The organism is Olleya sp. 1-3, from assembly GCF_002836085.1.
GTDB classification, from domain to species: domain Bacteria; phylum Bacteroidota; class Bacteroidia; order Flavobacteriales; family Flavobacteriaceae; genus Olleya; species Olleya namhaensis.
In genome coordinates, this window is record NZ_PJBW01000007.1 from 126,153 (window position 1) to 144,053 (window position 17,901).

General features: G+C 32.8%; 18 protein-coding genes. 11 read left to right on the forward strand and 7 right to left on the reverse strand.

Annotated elements, in window-relative coordinates:
- Positions 1–16 precede the first annotated feature (16 nt).
- The 3 genes from ffh (at position 17) to CXF54_RS09850 (ending at position 3,110) form a co-directional block, all read left to right on the forward strand.
- On the forward strand, positions 17–1,345 hold the full coding sequence (gene ffh / locus CXF54_RS09840) for a signal recognition particle protein (RefSeq protein ID WP_090841217.1): 1,329 nt from the start codon (positions 17–19) through the stop codon (positions 1,343–1,345).
- 115 nt (positions 1,346–1,460) lie between these two features.
- On the forward strand, positions 1,461–2,345 hold the full coding sequence (locus CXF54_RS09845; protein WP_090841215.1) for a bifunctional 5,10-methylenetetrahydrofolate dehydrogenase/5,10-methenyltetrahydrofolate cyclohydrolase: 885 nt from the start codon (positions 1,461–1,463) through the stop codon (positions 2,343–2,345).
- Positions 2,346–2,402: 57 nt separating this feature from the next.
- Positions 2,403–3,110 carry a TIGR02206 family membrane protein gene (locus CXF54_RS09850; protein WP_090841213.1) on the forward strand — a complete coding sequence of 236 codons (708 nt, stop codon included), beginning with the start codon at positions 2,403–2,405 and terminating at the stop codon, positions 3,108–3,110.
- Between the two features lie 74 nt (positions 3,111–3,184).
- On the opposite strand, the gene CXF54_RS09855 is transcribed toward CXF54_RS09850, so the two are convergent.
- The 7 genes from CXF54_RS09855 to CXF54_RS09885 all read right to left on the reverse strand — a co-directional run bounded on the left by CXF54_RS09855 (position 3,185) and on the right by CXF54_RS09885 (position 8,253).
- Complete coding sequence (locus tag CXF54_RS09855; RefSeq protein WP_101203403.1) at positions 3,185–3,607, reverse strand: VOC family protein; 423 nt, start codon at positions 3,605–3,607, stop codon at positions 3,185–3,187.
- Between the two features lie 3 nt (positions 3,608–3,610).
- A complete protein-coding gene (gene rluF, locus CXF54_RS09860; protein WP_090841209.1) occupies positions 3,611–4,513 on the reverse strand; it encodes a 23S rRNA pseudouridine(2604) synthase RluF in 903 nt (300 codons plus the stop codon).
- A gap of 6 nt (positions 4,514–4,519) precedes the next feature.
- Positions 4,520–5,359 carry an alpha/beta fold hydrolase gene (locus CXF54_RS09865; protein WP_232782604.1) on the reverse strand — a complete coding sequence of 280 codons (840 nt, stop codon included), beginning with the start codon at positions 5,357–5,359 and terminating at the stop codon, positions 4,520–4,522.
- Between the two features lie 3 nt (positions 5,360–5,362).
- Positions 5,363–5,734 carry a cupin domain-containing protein gene (locus tag CXF54_RS09870; protein ID WP_090841207.1) on the reverse strand — a complete coding sequence of 124 codons (372 nt, stop codon included), beginning with the start codon at positions 5,732–5,734 and terminating at the stop codon, positions 5,363–5,365.
- Between the two features lies 1 nt (position 5,735).
- Positions 5,736–6,068: a hypothetical protein gene (locus CXF54_RS09875; protein ID WP_101203404.1), complete on the reverse strand. Its 333-nt coding sequence runs from the start codon at positions 6,066–6,068 to the stop codon at positions 5,736–5,738.
- Positions 6,069–6,087: 19 nt separating this feature from the next.
- Entirely contained in the window at positions 6,088–6,639 is a 552-nt protein-coding gene (locus tag CXF54_RS09880; RefSeq protein WP_101203405.1) for a hypothetical protein, read from the reverse strand.
- 72 nt (positions 6,640–6,711) lie between these two features.
- Entirely contained in the window at positions 6,712–8,253 is a 1,542-nt protein-coding gene (locus tag CXF54_RS09885; RefSeq protein ID WP_101203406.1) for a helicase HerA-like domain-containing protein, read from the reverse strand.
- A gap of 106 nt (positions 8,254–8,359) precedes the next feature.
- On the opposite strand from CXF54_RS09885, the gene CXF54_RS09890 reads away from it, so the two are divergent.
- From CXF54_RS09890 to CXF54_RS09925, 8 genes are all read left to right on the forward strand, one after another.
- Positions 8,360–8,989 carry a 7-carboxy-7-deazaguanine synthase QueE gene (locus CXF54_RS09890; RefSeq protein ID WP_101203407.1) on the forward strand — a complete coding sequence of 210 codons (630 nt, stop codon included), beginning with the start codon at positions 8,360–8,362 and terminating at the stop codon, positions 8,987–8,989.
- A 64-nt stretch (positions 8,990–9,053) separates the two neighbouring features.
- The gene (locus CXF54_RS09895) at positions 9,054–9,602 is read left to right on the forward strand and encodes an HNH endonuclease (protein WP_101203408.1); all 549 of its coding nucleotides are present in this window, start codon (positions 9,054–9,056) and stop codon (positions 9,600–9,602) included.
- Between the two features lie 467 nt (positions 9,603–10,069).
- Positions 10,070–11,746 carry an asparagine synthase B gene (asnB, locus tag CXF54_RS09900; RefSeq protein ID WP_090841197.1) on the forward strand — a complete coding sequence of 559 codons (1,677 nt, stop codon included), beginning with the start codon at positions 10,070–10,072 and terminating at the stop codon, positions 11,744–11,746.
- 302 nt (positions 11,747–12,048) lie between these two features.
- Positions 12,049–13,998 carry a DNA topoisomerase (ATP-hydrolyzing) subunit B gene (gyrB, locus tag CXF54_RS09905; RefSeq protein WP_090841195.1) on the forward strand — a complete coding sequence of 650 codons (1,950 nt, stop codon included), beginning with the start codon at positions 12,049–12,051 and terminating at the stop codon, positions 13,996–13,998.
- Between the two features lie 174 nt (positions 13,999–14,172).
- On the forward strand, positions 14,173–15,186 hold the full coding sequence (locus tag CXF54_RS09910; RefSeq protein ID WP_101203409.1) for a DUF6588 family protein: 1,014 nt from the start codon (positions 14,173–14,175) through the stop codon (positions 15,184–15,186).
- A 93-nt stretch (positions 15,187–15,279) separates the two neighbouring features.
- Entirely contained in the window at positions 15,280–16,206 is a 927-nt protein-coding gene (locus CXF54_RS09915) for a malate dehydrogenase (RefSeq protein ID WP_090841192.1), read from the forward strand.
- Positions 16,207–16,504: 298 nt separating this feature from the next.
- The gene (locus tag CXF54_RS09920) at positions 16,505–17,155 is read left to right on the forward strand and encodes a DUF4412 domain-containing protein (RefSeq protein ID WP_090841190.1); all 651 of its coding nucleotides are present in this window, start codon (positions 16,505–16,507) and stop codon (positions 17,153–17,155) included.
- Between the two features lie 121 nt (positions 17,156–17,276).
- The gene (locus tag CXF54_RS09925; RefSeq protein ID WP_101203410.1) at positions 17,277–17,867 is read left to right on the forward strand and encodes a hypothetical protein; all 591 of its coding nucleotides are present in this window, start codon (positions 17,277–17,279) and stop codon (positions 17,865–17,867) included.
- The last annotated feature ends 34 nt before the right edge of the window (positions 17,868–17,901 follow it).

Genomic DNA, 17,901 nt, shown 5'->3' on the forward strand with positions numbered 1-17,901 from the left:
AAAACCAGAAAAAATTATGTTTAATAATTTAAGCGAAAAGTTAGATAAAGCGTTACACGTATTAAAGGGACATGGTAGCATTACAGAAGTAAACGTTGCCGAAACCTTAAAAGAAGTACGTAGAGCACTTTTAGATGCCGATGTTAACTTTAAAATTGCTAAAGATTTTACTAATAGAGTAAAAGAAAAAGCACTAGGTCTAAACGTTTTAACAACGTTACAACCAGGACAATTAATGGTTAAAATCGTTAAAGACGAATTAACTGAATTAATGGGTGGTGATGTAGAAGGCATTAACATGTCTGGTACACCAACTATTATTTTGATGTCTGGTTTACAAGGATCTGGTAAAACTACCTTTTCAGGTAAGTTAGCTAACTTCTTGAAAAATAAAAAAACTAAAAAACCTTTATTAGTAGCTTGTGATGTCTATCGTCCAGCTGCAGTAGATCAATTACATGTTGTAGGAGATCAAATAAAAGTTGATGTTTATAGTGATAAAGGAAATACTGATCCTGTTGCTATTGCAAAAGCGGGTATTGCGCATGCAAAGCAAAATGGACATAACGTTGTTATTATTGATACAGCCGGTCGTTTAGCTGTTGATGAAGCAATGATGAAAGAAATTTCTAATATCCATGAAGCTATACAACCACAAGAAACATTATTTGTGGTAGATGCAATGACAGGGCAAGATGCAGTAAATACAGCAAAAGCCTTTAATGATGTTCTTAATTTTGACGGTGTTATCTTAACTAAATTAGATGGGGATACACGTGGTGGAGCAGCAATATCTATTAAATCTGTAGTAAATAAGCCAATTAAATTTATTGGTACTGGAGAGAAAATGGAAGCTATTGATATATTCTATCCTTCTCGTATGGCAGATCGTATCCTTGGTATGGGAGATGTTGTGTCTTTAGTAGAGCGTGCTCAAGAGCAGTTTGATGAGGAAGAAGCTAGAAAGCTTCAAAAGAAAATTGCTAAAAATCAATTTGGTTTTGACGATTTCTTAAAGCAAATTCAGCAAATCAAGAAAATGGGGAACATGAAAGACCTTATTGGAATGATTCCTGGTGCTGGAAAAATGATGAAAGATGTAGATATAGATGATGATGCTTTTAAAGGTATCGAAGCTATTATCCACTCCATGACAGTTAAGGAGCGTACTAATCCAGCTATCATTGACGCCAGTCGTAAAAAACGAATTGGTAAAGGATCTGGAACATCTGTGCAAGAAGTTAATCAGTTGCTAAAGCAATTTAATCAAATGAGCAAGATGATGAAAATGATGCAAGGTGGTAAAGGAAAAGCCATGATGCAAGCCATGAAAAACATGAAATAAATTAGAAGTAAAAAACAGTCCAAAGTAGGCTGTTTTTGCTTTTTACGTTGTTTTACAATATATATTAATTTGTAGATCGCCAACTGAGGCCTACAACCTGAAGACTATTTAAACCATGACAATTTTAGACGGAAAAAAAGTTAGTAACGACATCAAAAACGAAATAAAAGCAGAAGTCGATAAGATGAAAGCTAATGGCGAAAAAGTACCCCATTTAGCTGCTGTTATAGTTGGAAACGATGGTGCAAGTTTAACTTACGTAGGAAGTAAAGTTAGAGCCTGTGAACGTGTAGGTTTTGAATCTACAATGGTAAGATTATCTAATACTACAAGTGAAGTTGAGTTGTTAGATAAAATTGAAGAGCTTAATAATAACGATGATATTGATGGTTTTATCATTCAATTACCATTACCGGATCAAATAGATACACAAAAGGTTTTAATGGCTGTAAACCCTGATAAAGATGTTGATGGTTTTCACCCAATGAATTTTGGGAAGATGGCATTAGATATGTCTACTTTTATTCCTGCAACACCTTTCGGAATTTTAGAATTGTTAGACAGGTATAATGTAGATACTAAAGGAAAACATACTGTAGTAATTGGTCGTTCTCATATTGTTGGAAGACCAATGAGTATTTTAATGGGACGTAAAGGATTTCCTGGTAACAGTACCGTAACGTTAACACACAGTCATACTAAAAACATAACACAAATTACTAGTCAAGCAGATATTATTATTTCGGCATTAGGTGTTCCTAATTTCTTAAAAGCAGAAATGGTAAAAGATGATGTAGTTATTATTGATGTTGGTATTACACGTGTGCCGGATGAGACTAAAGAGAGAGGTTACCGTATTACTGGAGATGTAGATTTTGAAAACGTAAGTAAAAAGGCAAGTCATATAACACCTGTTCCTGGAGGCGTAGGACCAATGACTATAGCAATGTTATTAAAAAACACATTATTGGCAAGAGAGCGTCATATTCAAAGATCATAACGATATAAAAATAATTACTTATTTTACAGCCTGAAACTAATTGTTTCAGGTTTTTTTATGGAATTAACTACACGAGTACTGTTTGGAAGTTTACAACATATACTACCAATACTATTAACTATAGTATTGGGTTTTGTTGTTATTTTATATGCAAAAAACAAACATGAGAGTATACAAATACAAGTGTTTAAATTACTTGGGGTTTTTGTATCAGGGGTTATGGTTGTTTTTCATGGGTATCAAATTAGTAAAGGTGGGTACAGTTTACAAACAGATTTACCGTTGTTTTTATGCAGTTTTATGGCCTTATTTATAGTGGCGTTTACTGCAACCAGGCGATTTGTCTTATTTGAATTTTTAGTATTTTGGGTTATTATTGGCACTACTCAGGGCGTTATTACACCAGAGATTGAAGTTGGTTTTCCTAGTTTTGATTACTTCCGATATTGGGTGGTCCATTTAGGTTTAATATTGATAATTGCTTATGCTATTGTAGTTTTTAAAATGAAACCAAACCTGAAAAGCGTTGTTAAGTCATTTATAGGTTTACAAGTGTATTTACTAATATTAATGGGTATAAATAAATTGCTTGATGCTAATTATGGCTACTTAAATCAGAAACCAAAATCAGCTACTATTTTAGATTATTTTGGAGAGTGGCCCACGTATGTTATTACAGCGCAGTTAATTTTAATACCAGCTTTTTTCCTTATTTATTTTCCTTTCTTTTTAGTTAGTAAGAAAAATAAAAACGCTGTTAATTAGTAAGCTTAATTTGTGCTAAAAAAAATAGCCCTCACTAGTTTTTCTAGTGCGGGCTATTTTATATTGTGTAATTATTACTTCGCAAATAATTGGCTATTATCTTTAAAGGTCTTAAACTCTAAAGCATTGCCAGAAGGATCTTTAAAAAACATTGTTTTTTGTTCTCCAACTAAACCTTCAAATCTCACGTAGGGTTCAATAATAAAATGAATCTTTTTAGTTTTCAAGTGTGCTTCAAATTCCGCGAAAGCGTCCCAATCTAAAACAACACCAAAATGCGGTACAGGTACGTGTTTTCCATCAACTTCATTGGCCACAGTTTCTGTTGTCGTTTTTTCTTTATAATGAATGACTAATTGGTGTCCAAAAAAATTGAAGTCAACCCATTGATCACTGCTACGTCCTTCTTCACAATTTAAAATATCTCTATAAAACAGACGACAAGCTTCTAAATTATGAACTGGTATTGCTAAATGAAAAGGAGATACGCTGCCCATAATTTAATCTTCTTTACGACGGTTTCTAATTGGACGTTCTCTATTTTCTCTAATAGGTTGTTCTTCCTTTAAATCATCTCTAGACGGTTCTGCTTTATGCTCAGTAGTTTCTCGAGATTGTCTCTCTTTACTCGCTTTACTTATTCTAGTAGTGTTTTCTTTGGCAGTTTTAGCTTCATGTATTTTAGTAGAGTCTTCTAAAAGTAAGTGTAGTGTTTTTAACTCTTTTTCTGTAAACTCACGGTATTCTCCAACAGGAACATCTAATTTGATATTCATTATCCTAACACGTCTAAGTGATGTTACTTCATAAGTTAAGTACTCACACATACGTCTAATCTGTCTGTTTAAACCTTGCGTTAAAATAATTCTGAATGTATGAGAATCTATTTTTTTAACAGAACATTTTTTAGTTGTACGGTCTAAGTCTTCAAGATATATTCCGCTAGCCATTCTGTTTATAAAGGTTTGTGATATTGCTTTGTCAACCGTTACCAAATATTCTTTATCGTGATTGTTACTAGCACGTAAAATTTTGTTTACAATATCACCATCATCTGTCATAAAGATCAAACCATCACTTAATTTATCTAAACGTCCAATTGGAAAAATACGTTTTGGATAATTAATGTAATCAATAATATTGTCTTTTTCAACATTTGTGTCTGTTGTACAAACAATACCTACAGGTTTGTTAAACGCTAAATATATAGGCTTTTCTGTATTGGCTTTAATAATCTCGCCATCTACAGCAACAACATCACTAGGAGTTACTTTTGTTCCCATTTCTGGTACAACACCATTAATAGTAACGCGTCCAGCATCAATTAGTTTATCGCCTTCACGACGCGAGCAAAAACCAGCTTCGCTGAGGTATTTATTAAGTCTTGTTAATTTTTCTTCCAAAATGTTTTACGATTTAATAAAGTTAATAATAGCCTTGTTTACACTATCGTCGCGTAGTCCGTGACCAAAACCTTGTGTGGTAATTAATGTTGAATTTTTAAAGTTAGACGAAATTAGCTCTGCTTCGTCATATTGTATAATCTTATCTCCTTTATCATGAATAATAAGACCTTCTAAATCAATTTCTTTTATAAACTTAGCAGCTGAAAAATGTGATGGTAAATTATTAAAACGCTCTAAAACTAATTGGTTTAATCCGTTCTCAATACGTTTATTAAAACCTAACATATTGACATAATTTTTAAAAACGTTTGTAAATTCTGAAGGTGCGCCAAGCAAAATCATTTTTTGTAACGAATCATTTTGATATTTATGTTGAAAAAACACAGAAGCCATACCACCAACCGAATGACCAATAATCACATTTGCCTTATAGTGTTTAGCAACTACATTTAAAAACTCAGAATATAAAATTGCATTAAACTGTGTACCGCTAGAATTTCCATGAGCAGGACCATCTAAGGACACTATATTATAGTCTAAAAGCTGTAACGCTTCAACTAATTTTTTCCATCTAAAGGTATTGCTTTCCCAACCATGCGCTAGTAAGATTGTTTTTTTAGTTCCAGCCCAATTGTAGGTTTGTATAGTGTTATTATCGTAGTTTAAAGTATGTTGTTTAGCAGTGTCTAAAAACGCTTGATGTTTGTCTTTAAAGCGTCCTTGTCTAGGCGTTGCAAATATGTCTAATGCTTTTGCGCTTGCGTATTTAGGCGCAACATAGCTAACCGCGTTTAAACCGTTACCAATTATTTTAGGCAGTACTTTAGCAATTGTTTTTTTCATTTTTTATTCTTCTCTGTTTACTAAGTCCATTGAAAAAGCAGGCGTGCAAATGGCAATATATTCGCAAGCTATTGTAAATGGGTTTGAGTATTGTACACGAGTGTTTTTTTCTATTTTAATAGATTGTCCAGCTTCTAATATTATTTCTTCATCATCAATAATAAATTGCTTCTTTCCTTTAATAATGTAAGTATACTCATCAAATGCAGGGGTTTGAAACGGTTCGCTCCAACCAGCAGGAGCAACCATGTGGGCAATGCTAATATCTTTATTGCCATCTGTTGCTAAACCAACATGCTCTTCTATTAATTTACCATCCGTTGTAGGAACAACAAATGGACTGTTTTGTATGGTATATTTTTTTTTGTTTTCCATTTTAAAAATTTGGTGTGTAATGTATAATTACACCTATAAAAGTTACACAATAAGAGAATAGTAATCCCGATATTAAAAATAAATATCTAAATCTATTCAAACCTAATTTGTTTTTTAAATAGTAAAAATCAACTATTTCTAATAACATTCCTGAGGAATATAGAATATTTGCAACTAAGGCGTAAACTATAAGACCTATAATCTCTTGTATTTCAAAATAATCAGCAAAAAGTATTAAGCCTAAAATACCGAATAATCCATTACCTAAATTGAATAGGTAACGATTACTTTCCCAAAACCTTATTACGTCATTAGGAATATCTTTTTTATTCATTTAAGCTATCCTCTAAAATTTACCAACCTAAAATAAAATGCTTAACCTTGGCAGTTTCTGGAATGTTAGTTGCTTCGATTGTTTTGTGCGTATCAACTTTAAATTCTGCTGGTAATTCTTTTTTATCAATTAAGAAAAACGCATCACTTTCTTTTACAAAAATAGAAGCACTTTTAAATGAGTTCTGAATTTTTGTTATTGTGTAATTCTTTTTTATGTCTCCAAAAGTACTATTGCTAGTAATCCCTTTGTCTGTTTTAAATCTTGCATCTTTAAACTTGATACTAGATATTGTTGAAGTAGAATCTAGTAATTGTTTTGGAATGATACTTAATAAATGTTTTCCTCCTTTTTCGTATACCTCGATAGTGTTTATTGATCCGGAAAACTCATCTCCAGCAATTGGACTTATTATGGAGTCGTTTGCATATATCGTTTTTAATTCTTTAACTTGAGTAGAGTCGGTTAATAATCCTACGTTTTGGTTTTGAACTAAATATGGATCTGTTCCTTTACCACAAGAAGTAAGGATTAATGCTAAAATACTAAGGGATACTATTGTTTTTTTCATTGGTGTTATTTTTTATTTCCGCTTAAGCGAAATACTTTTTATAGTGTTTTGTTACGCTGTCGTGTTTTAAAACTATTTCATTACACGTTTTAAAATACCGAAGACACTTCTAATAAAAGTGGCACTTGTTAGTACTTTAATTATCGGGTTTTGGGCAGTGCTTCTTCGTCTTGTAGTTGTTGATCTAGATTGTTTTGCTGCTTGTTCTTTCTCTTTTTCTTTTTCCGCTTTAGCGTCTTCTTCAATTTGTAAAGCTTCAGCCTTTTCTATTTTTTTATTTAATAACTCATAGGCACTTTCGCGATCTATTGTGTCGTTATATTTTAAAACTAACTTAGAGTCGTCTAGTAACGCTTGTAGCTCATTATCGTTTAAAACATCCATTCTACTCATTGGTGCACGCATCATAGTTGATGCAAGTGGTGTAGGTCTTCCTTTTTCGTCTAAGGCAGATACCAAAGCTTCTCCTGTACCTAATGAGGTTAAGACCTCTGCGGTGTCATAATAATCCGTGTCTGGATAATTTTGAGCAGTTAATTTAATTGCTTTTCTGTCTTTTGCTGTAAAGGCACGCAGGGCGTGTTGTATTTTTAAACCTAACTGACTTAATACACCTTCTGGCACATCTGTTGGATTTTGTGTGACAAAGTATAAACCAACACCTTTACTACGGATTAGTTTTACAATACTTTCTATTTGGTTTAATAATGCTTTAGAGGCTTCGTTAAAAATTAGGTGTGCTTCATCAATAAACATGATTAATTCTGGTTTTCCAGAATCGCCCTGCTCGGGTAAAGTTTCATAAAGTTCTGCTAATAAACTTAGCATAAATGTCGAGAATAATTTTGGTCTGTCTTGTATGTCTGTTAATCTAATAATGTTAACATACCCACGACCATCTCTTGTGGTTCTTAATAAATCTTCAACTTCAAAACTTTTTTCGCCAAAAAATAAATCACCACCTTGTTGTTCTATTTCTATAACTTTTCTAAGGATTGCTCCAGTAGAGGCAGAGGAGATACGTCCATATTCTTCTTGAAACTCTTCTTTACCTTCGTTAGTGCAGTATTGTAATATTTTTTTGAAATCTTTTAAATCTAATAACGGTAATTTATTATCATCACAATATTTAAAAATAACAGACACTACTCCAGATTGTGTATCTGTAAGGTCTAAAATTCTTGATAATAATACAGGACCAAATTCGCTTATTGTAGCACGAAGTCTTACACCATCTTGTTCCGATAGACTTAATATCTCAACAGGAAAACCTTTAGCTTCAAAGGGTAATCCAATTTTAGCATGACGTTCGTCAATTTTTTCATGTCCAGGACTAGGTTGTGCAATACCACTTAAATCCCCTTTAATATCCATAAGTAAGACCGGAATTCCTTTATCACTTAGGTTTTCTGCTAAAACTTGTAGGGTTTTAGTTTTACCTGTTCCTGTAGCACCTGCGATTAAACCATGTCTATTCATGGTTTTTAATGGCACGTTTACAAAAGCATCTTTAACCGTTTGGCCATCTAGCATAGCAGATCCCAATGTTATATAGTCGCCTTTACAAGTGTTTCCCTCTGTGATGTGTTTGAAAAATTCGTCTTGTCTACTCATTCTTGAAATTATTTGATGTAAAAATACTAATCTTAGCGTAAATCATTGAAAACTTTCAACTTTAAATGCTTAAAATTTCCAATAGATAAGATTATATTTGCAGTCCATGAAACAAGAGATACAAGATTTAGTTAACAAAGGATTGATGCTGCCTTTAATGGAAGAGTTTTATACTATCCAGGGAGAAGGTTTCCATAAAGGAACTGCTGCTTATTTTATAAGAATTGGTGGTTGTGATGTTGGATGTCATTGGTGTGATGTTAAAGAAAGTTGGAATGCTAATTTACATCCGCCAACTAGTACAGATGTTATAGTTGCTAATGCTAAAAAGTATAGTGATACTGTAGTAGTTACTGGAGGTGAGCCATTAACTTGGGATATGACAGCATTAACGGATAAGCTTAAAGCTGAAGGCTGTAAAATCCATATTGAAACTTCTGGTGCTTACGAGTTAACTGGGCAATGGGATTGGATTTGTTTATCTCCTAAAAAAATGAAACTACCTACTCAAGGAGTTTATGATAAGGCACACGAGTTAAAATGTATTATTTACAATAAAGACGATTTTAAGTTTGCTGAAGAGCAAGCTGCTAAAGTGAATAGTGATTGTATTTTATATCTACAGCCAGAATGGAGCAAGCGTGATACTATGATCCCTATGATTGTGAATTATGTTATGGCTAATCCAAAATGGAAAGTATCATTACAAACGCATAAGTATTTAAATATTCCGTAAAAAAGTTGTACTTTAGACTATAACTATTAATCACAGCGTAAGTAATCCTTATACACTTTGCTTTATGATTAGAAATTTTTACAACGAAACTTGGAAACCCGTAATTTTTGACCAAATTATTTCGGAACAAATAAAATTTAAAATATCTAACCTTGGACGGCTTTGTAAAGTCGTAGATGGGGTAGATGTTTTAATAGAGAAGCCATATCCTATTAATGGATATAGTACCATACCTGTTTTTAAAAAGGACGGTAAGCGTACTGCAAGATACATTCACAAATTAGTTGCCCAACACCATTTGGAAAAACCTGAAGACGCTAAATTTGTGTTGCACTTAGATTACGATAAAAGCAATAATACTATCGAAAATTTAAAATGGGCAACTAAGCGAGAAAAGGAAGTGCATCAATTTAATAATCCGCATTACAAAACCAGAAAAAAAGTCATTCCAGCCTCTAAATTAACCGAAACGGAGGTGATAAGACTTAAAAAACGACTTTTTGATCCTAAAAGGCGCACAAGGTTAAAAATACTAGCACGACAATTTGGTGTGTCCGAAATGCAGTTACACCGTATTAAAACAGGTGAGAATTGGGGACATGTTAAAATCTAATTTTTGCTTTAGTTTAGTGTTTGGTTTAAATCTTTCTTTCGATATTTCTTCAGTTTATCTTATGTTTTTTAAGTAACCTAAATATTATAATAATTTATAAAAAGTGCTTCAATTGGAATGTGTGTTCCTTTTGGAGCACTTTTATATTATTGTAGTTTGTCATTTGTATTTAATGTCGTGTTATTGTTTTAAATAGTATAACTTAAATAAGTTAAGAAAATATGTAATCTTGCTTTTTTCTGTAATACTGTTGGTTAGTATTTGGTTTTTAAGCTAAAAAGGTTGTTTAAAATTAAAAATCTATACCAAACCTTAGATAATTATTGGTTTAGAGATGCAATTGATGGTGAATTTGTATTTTTTAGTTACAAATTGTAAGTGTTTTAGTGTTTACTGTTTTAAAATTGAAACATAAAGCCAATATTTGCTACATCAATTAGAATTAAAGAATTTAAAATATATAAGTTATGTGTGGAATTGTATGTGCTTTCGACCTAAAACAAAAAAGTGAAGATTTGAGACCTCAGGTTTTAGAAATGTCTAAAACTATTCGTCATCGTGGACCAGATTGGTCAGGAATTTATAGTGATGATAAAGCTATTTTAGCGCATGAGCGTTTAGCAATTGTAGATCCAGCATCTGGAAAACAACCGTTATTTAGCCCTGATGGTAAATTGGTTTTAGCAGCTAATGGCGAAATCTATAACCACAGAGCATTACGTAAGCAGTTTGAAGGTAAATACGAGTTTCAAACAGAAAGTGACTGCGAAGTTATTTTAGCGCTTTATAAAGAAAAAGGTGTTGATTTTGTAGATGAAATGAACGGGATTTTTGGATTTGCAATCTACGATGTTGAAAAAGACGAGTACTTTATTGCACGTGACCACATGGGGATTATTCCCTTATATATTGGTTGGGATCAAAACGGAACTTTTTATGTTGCTTCAGAATTAAAAGCTTTAGAAGGTGTTTGTACTAAGATAGAATTATTTCCTCCAGGACATTATATGTCTAGTAAAGATGGTGAATTTGTAAAATGGTACAATAGAGATTGGAGTGAGTATGATGCTGTAAAAGAAAACGAAACAAGTATTGCCGAAATAAAAGAAGCTCTAGAAGCAGCGGTACACAGACAATTAATGAGTGATGTGCCTTATGGTGTGTTGTTATCGGGAGGTTTAGACTCTTCAGTAGTATCAGCAATTGCTAAAAAGTATGCTCAAAAACGTATTGAAAGTGATGACACGTCAGAAGCTTGGTATCCACAAACGCACTCTTTTGCTGTAGGATTAGAAGGGTCTCCAGATTTAGCTGCAGCACAAAAAGTAGCGGATCATATTGGAACAGTGCATCATGAAATTAAATTTACTATACAAGAAGGTTTAGATGCAATAAAAGATGTGATTTATAACATAGAAACCTATGATATAACCACAATCAGATCGTCTACACCAATGTATTTAATGGCGAGAGTTATTAAATCTATGGGAATAAAAATGGTATTGTCTGGTGAAGGTGCTGATGAGATTTTTGGAGGGTATTTATATTTTCATAAAGCACCCAATGCACAAGAGTTTCATGAAGAAACTGTACGTAAATTAGATAAGTTGCACATGTACGATTGCTTAAGAGCAAACAAGAGTTTAGCAGCTTGGGGAATAGAAGGTCGTGTACCTTTCTTGGATAAAGAATTTATGGATGTTGCCATGCGTATCAACCCACAAGATAAAATGATTAATGGAGAGCGCATGGAAAAATGGGTAGTCCGTAAAGCATTTGAAGATATGTTACCAGAAAGCGTAGCATGGAGACAAAAAGAACAATTTAGTGATGGTGTGGGATATAGTTGGATTGATACTTTAAAAGAAGTAGTAGATACAGCAGTAACAGATGAGCAAATGGCAAATGCTAAATTCCGTTTTCCAATACAGACACCGCAAAACAAAGAAGAGTTTTATTACCGTTCTATTTTTGAAGGACACTTCCCTAGTGATGCAGCTGCTTTAAGCGTGCCACAAGAAGCAAGTGTTGCATGTAGTACTGCGACAGCATTAGAGTGGGATGAAGCCTTTAAAAACATGAATGAGCCATCTGGACGTGCAATTGCCAATGTACATGATAAATCTTACGCAACATCCAAGTAATTTTGTGTAATTGATAAAATATTATAAAGATTATTAGCCTCAAAACCTCGCTTCTGCGGGGTTTTGTGTTTTTTAGCTTTTTTACAACTATTTTAAATTCTGTATTTTAATTTTAAAGCTATTTTTAGACGTTTTAAGAGGGTTTTGTAATAATTAACAAATGTTAATAATTTTTCATCTCTACGCTTAAATACACTTGAAAAACGTTTTTAATTGTGTATATTTGTTTGTATTCAAAAGGACGCTTAATCGCATCTTTTTTTATGCCTAAATAACAGAAATAGATCATAAACAATATAAATATGAGCGAAAAAAAGGAAGAGTTCAATAAAGATGGATATTCGGCAGATAGTATCCAAGCTTTAGAGGGTATGGAGCATGTACGTATGCGTCCTTCAATGTATATTGGAGATGTAGGAGTACGTGGTTTACACCATTTAGTATATGAAGTTGTAGATAACTCGATTGATGAAGCCTTAGCTGGTCATTGTGATAATATTACAGTTACAATTAACGAGGATAACTCGATTACTACAGAAGATGACGGTCGTGGTATTCCTGTAGGAATGCACAAAAAAGAAGGTGTTTCAGCTTTAGAGGTTGTAATGACTAAAATTGGTGCCGGTGGAAAGTTTGATAAAGATTCTTATAAAGTCTCTGGTGGACTTCACGGTGTTGGTGTAAGTTGTGTAAATGCATTGTCAGATCATTTAACAGCAACAGTATATAGAGAAGGAAAAATTTGGGAGCAAGAGTATTCTAAAGGAAAAGCATTATACCCAGTAAAAGCAATTGGAGATACAGATAAAAGAGGAACAACAGTTACTTTTAGACCGGATCCAACAATATTTACACAAACGTTAATTTATAACTATGATACTTTAGCTAGTAGAATGCGTGAATTGGCGTATTTGAATAAAGGTATTACAGTACATTTAGTTGATAGAAGAAGTAAAAAAGAAGATGGTTCTTTTGAAGGTGAAACATTTCATTCTGAAGAAGGATTAAAAGAATTTATCAAGTTTTTAGATGCTACAAGAGAGCCTTTAATGAAAGATGTTATTTCTTTTGAAGGTGAAAAAAACGGAGTGCCAGTTGAGGTTGCAATGATTTATAATACATCATATGCAGAAAACTTACACTCTTATGTAAACAACATTAATACGCACGAAGGTGGTACGCACCTTTCTGGTTTTAGACGTGGTTTAACACATACGCTTAAAAAGTATGCGGATGAGTCAGGAATGTTAGACAAGTTAAAGTTTGATATTGCAGGAGATGATTTCCGTGAAGGTTTAACAGCTATTATTTCGGTAAAAGTTCAAGAACCTCAATTTGAAGGACAAACAAAAACTAAATTAGGAAACAGAGAAGTTTCTGCAGCGGTAAGTCAATCTGTTTCAGAAATGTTATCTGATTATTTAGAAGAAAATCCAGACGATGCTAAAATCATTGTGCAAAAAGTAATACTTGCAGCACAAGCCCGTCACGCCGCTCAAAAAGCACGTGAAATGGTACAGCGTAAGACAGTAATGAGTATAGGTGGTTTACCTGGGAAATTATCTGATTGTTCTGAGCAAGATCCTGCAAAATGTGAAGTATACTTAGTCGAGGGGGATTCGGCAGGTGGTACGGCAAAGCAAGGTCGTGACAGAGCGTTTCAAGCTATTTTACCGTTACGTGGTAAGATTTTAAATGTTGAAAAAGCGATGACACATAAAGTGTTTGAAAACGAAGAGATAAAAAATATCTTTACAGCTTTAGGTGTAACTATCGGTACAGAAGAAGATAGTAAAGCCTTAAACCTTTCTAAATTAAGATACCATAAAATAGTAATCATGTGTGATGCCGATATTGATGGTTCGCATATTGAAACTTTAATTTTGACTTTCTTCTTTAGATATATGAAAGAATTAATTGAAAACGGACATGTCTACATTGCAACACCACCTTTATACTTAGTTAAAAGAGGTGCTAAAAAGCAGTATGCTTGGAGTGATGAAGAACGTATTAAGATTATGGAAGAGTTTGGTGATTCTTCAAAAATTCAACGTTATAAGGGTCTTGGAGAGATGAATGCAGAACAACTTTGGGATACAACAATGAATCCTGAATTTAGAACATTACGTCAAATTCAAATAGATAATGGTGTTGAAGCTGATCGCGTATTTTCTATGTTAATGGGGGATGAAGTACCACCAAGACGTGAGTTTATTGAGAAAAACGCTATTTACGCAAATATTGATGCATAATTAGTAAAGTATTTTTATATTAAAAAGGAAACATTTTTTAATGTTTCCTTTTTTTATGTCTTTTGTGAATCGGTTTAAGTCAACACGATACTAGTTTTTGATGGTAATAATTTTACTCAGAAAAACCAAAACACATATTTTTACGTTTATACCTATAGAAAGAAATATATAACAATGAAAAAAACAATTATTTTAATAGTATTAGCGCTTTCTTTTCAGATGTCTTTTGCGCAACAAAACTTAAACGATTTATTGGCAGCAGGTATTAATGATGCACAGCAGTTTGCCGGACAATATGTATTGCCAGCAACAGATGGATTGGCTTATGGGATTAGTTCTGGATGGTTTAATAATGCTAAATCACCAGAAAAGTATGGTTTTGAATTCTCAATTATAGGAAATGCTTCTTTTATAAAGGACGAAAACAAAGCATTTGATTTAAATGTGTCAGATTACGAAAACATAAGATTTTCAGATAATAGTGCCTCAAAAACTGTAGCAACAGCTTTAGGACATAATGATCCAGCAATAAATGTTATTGTAACCTATAGCGATCCTATTTTTGGGAACCAAGAAGTGGAGTTAACCTTACCGACAGGCGTAGGGTCTGCTAATGTAAATTTAATTCCGACTGCTTTTTTACAAGGAAGCTTTTCTGTATTTAAGGGTACACAAATAAAAGCTAGATATTTTCCAAAAGTAGAAACAGACGATACTAAAATAGGATTGTACGGTGTTGGTCTTCAGCAAGAATTTACAGCTTGGTTACCAGAAGGGACTAGTTTTCCGCTTTCAGTTTCGGGTTTGGTAACGTACACACATTTAGATGCTAATTATGATTTTACAAAAACAGATGTCGTTGATGGCGAGAATCAACAAGTACAAACCAATGTCAATAGTTTGTTATTTCAATTAATTGCTGGGACTAATTACGATGTTTTTAATGTTTACGGAGCGATAGGATATTTAAGTGCAACATCAGAAACAGATTTATTAGGGACTTACAGAGTCTCAAACGGTATTTTGTTTTCAGAAGAAATTGTAGATCCATTCTCTGTAAAATCAGACACAAGTGGTGTTACAGCTACACTTGGCGCGAATTTGAAATTGGGTGTTTTTGGTTTAAACGCCTCTTACACACTAGCAGATTTTGATACAGCATCATTAGGAATAAATTTGATGTTCTAGATTTATAATTTTCTTAATAAAAAGTAATTTTAAAATGTTAATTTTGTAGGAAGTAAAAAACATACACAATTAATTTTAAATAGTAAATAAGATATGAAAGTAACAGTAGTTGGAGCAGGAGCAGTAGGAGCAAGTTGTGCAGAATATATTGCAATTAAAGACTTTGCATCAGAAGTAGTTTTATTAGATATTAAAGAAGGTTTTGCTGAAGGTAAAGCAATGGATTTAATGCAAACTGCATCATTAAACGGTTTTGATACAAAAATTACAGGAGTAACTAACGATTATACTAAAACAGCAGGAAGTGATGTTTGTGTGATTACTTCAGGTATTCCAAGAAAACCAGGAATGACTCGTGAAGAGTTAATTGGTATTAATGCAGGAATTGTAAAAACAGTGTCTTCTAACTTAATCAAAAATTCTCCAAACACTATTATTATAGTTGTAAGTAACCCAATGGATACTATGACTTATTTAGTGCATAAAACAACAGGATTACCAAAAGAAAGAATTATTGGTATGGGTGGAGCTTTAGACTCTGCACGTTTCAAATACAGATTAGCAGAAGCTTTAGGAGCACCTATTAGCGATGTTGACGGAATGGTAATTGGTGGACACTCTGATAAAGGAATGGTGCCATTAATTAATAAAGCAGCTAGAAATAGTGTAAAAGTTTCTGAGTTTTTATCAGAAGAAAGAATGGAGCAAGTAGTACAAGATACTAAAGTAGGTGGTGCAACACTTACAGGTTTATTAGGTACATCTGCATGGTATGCGCCAGGAGCAGCAGTATCTGCAATGGTTCAAGCAATTGCTTGTGATACTAAAAAAATCTTCCCATGTTCTGCTTTATTAAGTGGTGAGTTTGGTTTAAGTGATTTATCAATTGGTGTACCTTGTGTATTAGGTGCAAAAGGAATTGAGAAAATTGTAGAGATTAGCTTAAGTGATGCTGAAAAAGCAAAATTAGCTGAGTCTGCAGAAGGTGTTAAAAAAACTAACGCATTATTAGAGCTATAATAAGTATCTAATATTTATATAAATTAAAAGACTGTCTGTAAAGGCAGTCTTTTTTTAGTTTAAAGTAGTATTATTTAATAATCCAAATGCAAAATAATATGCATTTGAACTATTACTTTTTATTTTCTGTTTTAAGTTTGAGATATAAATCCTACTTTTACGTTCTAAGAAATTAGTATTTAAATAAAAAGCAAATATTGTAGCTTTCTATTTATTGTTGTAAAATTGTTGTGGCAAGGTATTTGTCATTAATGAGGCAAACAACATAACCGTAATTAATCATAACAAATTTTACAAAATGAAAAAATTAGTATTCTTATTAGTAGCGACTTTTAGTTTATCTATGGTTGCTCAAGAAAAATTGACCGAAGGTGTAATCGATTCTAAAATGACTATGTCTAGTGATAATGAGCAAATGAAGGCTCAATTCGAAATGATTGGAGATATCGCTATTAAAACATATTTTAAAGGGGATAAAACAAGATCTGAAACTAATAACCCAATGTCTGGTGAGTCTGTTTCAATAATTGATACACAAGCTAAAAAGATGTTAACGTTACTTAATAACCCAATGATGGGTAAGAAGTACTCAGAGACAGAAATTGAAGCTAATCCTGATACATCAGGAATTACTATTACAAAAGGAGAAGGGACTAAAACTATTTTAGGATACACTTGTAATGAATATAATGTAGCTATGGACCAACAAGGGGTTACTATGACTATGGATATTTATACTACTGAAGCTATTGAAGCTTCAAACCAACAAACAGTTGAGTTTGGAGAGGACTTTAAAGGGTTTCCATTATTAATGACCATTAATGTTAATCAGTCAGGAATGCAAATGAAAATGACTTATGAAGTTACTGGAGTTAATAAAGAATCTGTATCAGATGATAAGTTTGATATGACACCTCCAGAAGGATATGAGAAAATGGAAGGAATGTAATAAGTCCTTTTAAAACAAATACAAGAAAGAGCAGCGTAATAGCTGCTCTTTTTTTGCGTTATAACCTTATTTAATTGCTTAAAAACTATAGTACTATCACCTTATTTTCTATATTTGAGGCATGAAGTCTAAATGGTACTTTGGTATTGTAATCACTGCACTTGCATTTTTTGTTGTTTGTCAACAAGAAATGACTGTACCTAATCAGCAAATTGTATTTCAATTTACTGATAACCAAACCACTATTTCTCAAACAGAAACTACTATTGCTGTTGTAAAACGCCAACTTAAAAGTATTGGTGTAAAAAACACATCAGTTATTGAGCAAAACGGAACACTAAAAATCACGTATTATAGTGATGCCTCTGTTGCTAGTGTAAAAGCTATTTTACTAAAAGAGAAGTTAATCAAACTTGTTGGACAAGATAAACCGTCTGATAATCCACAAAGCCAGAATTACAACTTTGATGTTTTTGAAATTAAAACTACAACCCAGTCCGGTGTAGGTTTTGATGGTAAATATTTTGTCGAAGCAAAACAAGAATATACTAGAGCCTCTCAGGTTACGGTATCTTTTTCTGCCATATCAGAAAACATTATACAATTAAATCAACCTATTGTGGTTGGTAAAAAAGTAAATACTAATATCTCTATTAGTATAGATAAAGGGACCTTCAATATACCAGAAGGCAGAGCGGGACCAACTGCTTAATATTTTTCAATAACATCATATTACCTTATAGACT